This window comes from Mycobacterium sp., assembly GCF_036273375.1.
In the GTDB taxonomy this organism is placed as follows: Bacteria; Actinomycetota; Actinomycetes; order Mycobacteriales; family Mycobacteriaceae; genus Mycobacterium.
On the sequence record NZ_DASUHS010000003.1, the window covers coordinates 1 to 2970 of the forward strand.

3 protein-coding genes and 1 pseudogene are annotated in these 2970 nt (G+C 68.7%); 1 reads left to right on the forward strand and 3 read right to left on the reverse strand.

Annotated features, from left to right (window positions below; all coding sequences use genetic code 11):
- Window positions 1-196 precede the first annotated feature (196 nt).
- Complete coding sequence (locus tag VFW69_RS00350) at window positions 197-1489, forward strand: IS110 family RNA-guided transposase (protein ID WP_526496995.1); 1293 nt, start codon at window positions 197-199, stop codon at window positions 1487-1489.
- Between the two features lie 202 nt (window positions 1490-1691).
- Here the strand turns inward: VFW69_RS00350 and ispF are convergent, their stop codons facing one another.
- The 3 genes and pseudogenes from ispF to VFW69_RS00365 form a co-directional block, all read right to left on the reverse strand.
- Window positions 1692-2162 carry a 2-C-methyl-D-erythritol 2,4-cyclodiphosphate synthase gene (ispF, locus tag VFW69_RS00355; RefSeq protein WP_526496997.1) on the reverse strand — a complete coding sequence of 157 codons (471 nt, stop codon included), beginning with the start codon at window positions 2160-2162 and terminating at the stop codon, window positions 1692-1694.
- A complete protein-coding gene (ispD, locus tag VFW69_RS00360; RefSeq protein WP_526496999.1) occupies window positions 2159-2836 on the reverse strand; it encodes a 2-C-methyl-D-erythritol 4-phosphate cytidylyltransferase in 678 nt (225 codons plus the stop codon). The genes ispF and ispD overlap by 4 nt, the downstream gene beginning before the upstream one ends.
- Window positions 2837-2853: 17 nt before the next feature.
- Window positions 2854-2970, reverse strand: a pseudogene (locus VFW69_RS00365) (CarD family transcriptional regulator); the annotation flags it as partial.

A 2970-nucleotide genomic window follows, 5' to 3' on the forward strand; every position in this document is an offset into this window, starting at 1 on the left:
GTGTCGGCGTGAAAATGTTTGGGTGCTGCCTGTGACGTCGTGTCTTCTTGGTTGGTTGCGGCCGTTCAGAGTCTGACGCTGGGAGCCTGTCCTTTAGGGCTGTGTCTTGTCGCTTCGAGCACGTGGGCCAGATTTTGTTTCGCCTGTGGTTCCCCGGGCGGCACGCCGGTTATCGGTGGCTGTTGCAGGAGATGGGGTGATCGCGGTGGACGAGGTCGGCGATGAGCCGCTGTATCTGGAGCGGGTCGCGGCGTTGGATGTCGGCAAGGCGCTGTTGGAGGTGTGCATCCGGGTGCCGGGGGATCGGGATCGGCGCCGTCGGGCTCAGGAGATCCGTTCGTTCGGCACGACCAAGTCGCAGATTCTGGAGTTGGCGGATTGGCTGCGGTCCTGGCAGGTGGGCCATGTGGCGATGGAGTCGACCTCGGATTACTGGAAGGCGCCGTTCTTCCGGCTTGAGGCCGAAGGTTTCCAGTGCGAACTGCTCGATGCCAAGCAGGTCAAGGCGTTGCCGGGTCGGCCCAAGACCGACCGGGCTGATGCGGCATGGCTGGCGCGTAACTACGAGCGGGGCATGGTCGCGCCATGTTTCGTGGCCAACGAGCAGTTCCGTCGGCTGCGTACGCTGACCCGCTACCGGCGCAACCTGACCGGTGAGCGCACTCGGGAGAAGCAACGGGTGGAGAAGCTGTTCGAGGACGCGATGGTCAAGGTGTCGGTGGTGGTCAGCGACATCTTCGGGGTGTCCGGGCGCGAGATGATGGCCGCGCTGATCGCCGGGCAACGTAACCCACGGATGCTGGCCAGCCTGGCCCGCGGCACGATGCGCAACAAGATCGCGCAGTTGGAGGCGGCCTTCGACGGCGCGGACACCTCCTTCACCGATCATCACGCTTTCGTGCTGTCGATGATGCTGGCCAACATCGATCACCTCACCGCCCAGATCGAGGCGCTCACCGCCCAGATCGAGGAGGTGATCGCCCCTTTTGAAGCACAGCTCACCCAACTGGACACCATCCCCGGCATCGCAACGATCAACGCCCAGGACATCCTCGCCGAGATCGGCGTGGACATGTCCCGCTTCCCCAGCCCGGCGCACCTGGTCTCCTGGGCCGGGTTCTGCCCGACCGTCAAACAATCAGCCGGCAAGACACGCGGGCACGCCGCACGCAAGAAAGGCAACCGCTACCTCGCCGGCGCCCTGGGCGAAGCCGCCGTGGTCGCCGGCCGCGGCCGGACCCGCCTGGGCGCCCGCTACCGCAGGGTGGCCCGGCGCCGCGGCAAAGCCAAAGCCCAAGTCGCGGTCGGCAACACCATGCTCGGCATCATCCACACCCTGCTGTCCCAGCCCGAGACCACCTACAACGACCTCGGCGCCGACTACTACGACACCAAGATCAACCATCGCCGCCAAGTCAGCAGCCACATCGCCAGCCTGCACCGGCTCGGCTACCGAGTCACCCTGGAACAGATCAACTCCGCCGCCTGAAACCCCCCGCCCCCAAACGCGATGACCACACCGGTCACCGGCGCCAATCACCCACGCCCAGCACCGTCAGTATTTTCGGGCCAGACGGCAATTCCGACGTCTCCCAACCCGCGGATACGTCACTCGACGCGCGGATACGTCACTCAACGCATGGATGCGGCACTCGACCCACCGCTACCGGCAGGGCGGATCGGGGGGCGGTTTAGCGGGTGATGAGGGCGCTGGCGATGGCAGCGAGGCCCTCGCCGCGACCGGTCAGGCCGAGACCGTCGGTGGTGGTGGCGCTCACCGAGACCGGCGCGCCGACGACAGCAGCCAGGGCGGCCTGGGCCTCGATACGACGCGGCGCGATCTTCGGGGCATTGCCGATGACCTGCACCGCCACGTTGCCGACCTGCCAGCCCTCGGCCGTGACGAGCCGGCGCACCTCGGCGAGCAGGTCGGCGCCCGGCGCACCCGCCCAGGCCGGCTCGGCCGCGCCGAACAGCGCACCCAGGTCGCCGAGCCCGGCAGCGGACAGCAACGCGTCACACGCGGCGTGCGCGGCGACGTCGCCGTCGGAATGACCGCTGCATCCGTCGACGCCGGGCCACAGCAACCCGACCAACCAGCACGGGCGCCCAGGCGTGATGGGATGGACGTCGGCGCCGACACCGGTGCGCACCTCGGTCATCGCGAGGCCACCACCTCTGCCAGCGCGAGATCCCACGGTCGGGTGATCTTGAACGACTCGTCGGCGCCCGCGACCACGACGACTCGCACTCCGCGCAGCTCGACGAGCGCGGCGTCGTCGGTCACACCGGCGCCATCGCAGGCGGCGTGCGCCTCGGCCAGCACGGCACGCCGAAAGCCCTGTGGTGTCTGCACGGCCCGCAACGAGCTGCGCTCGAGCGTCTCGGTGACCGCGCCGGAGGCGTCGACACGCTTGACGGTGTCGACCAGCGCGACCGCCGGTACCACCGCCTCGGCGCCGTCCACGAGCGCGGCGATCACCCGGCTGATCACGTCGGCGGGCACGAAGGGTCGCGCCACGTCGTGAACCAGCACGGCATCGACGTCGTCGGCCAGCACCGCCAGGCCGCGATCGACCGATTCCTGCCGGGTGGGACCGCCAGCGACGACGGCCGCGGCGGGTACCAGCGCGGCCGCTGACTCCAGCAGCATCGGCGGTGCCACGATCACCAGCCCACGCACCCCCGGATGCGCCACAAAGCGGGCCGCGGCATGCTCGAGCAGGGTATGGCCGGCCACCTCGCAGAAAGCCTTCGGCACTGCCGCGCCGAGTCGCTGTCCGTCACCCGCAGCGACAAGAATGGCGGCGACGGTCAGCTGACCAGTCGCCGCCATTGTCGACGAAACCTCGTTCAGGCCACGGCCTCGGCGAGCACCTCGTCGAGCACGACCTCTGCCTTGTCCTCGTTGGTGCCCTCGGCGAGCGCAAGCTCGCTGACGAGGATCTGCCGGGCCTTGGCCAGCATCCG

What these genes read in the sequence shown, in the direction of transcription:
- ispD (WP_526496999.1), bottom strand. Translation starts at nt 2,836, where the DNA reads ATGGCGGCGACTGGTCAGCTGACCGTCGCCGCCATTCTTGTCGCTGCG.
- ispF (WP_526496997.1), bottom strand. Translation starts at nt 2,162, where the DNA reads ATGACCGAGGTGCGCACCGGTGTCGGCGCCGACGTCCATCCCATCACG.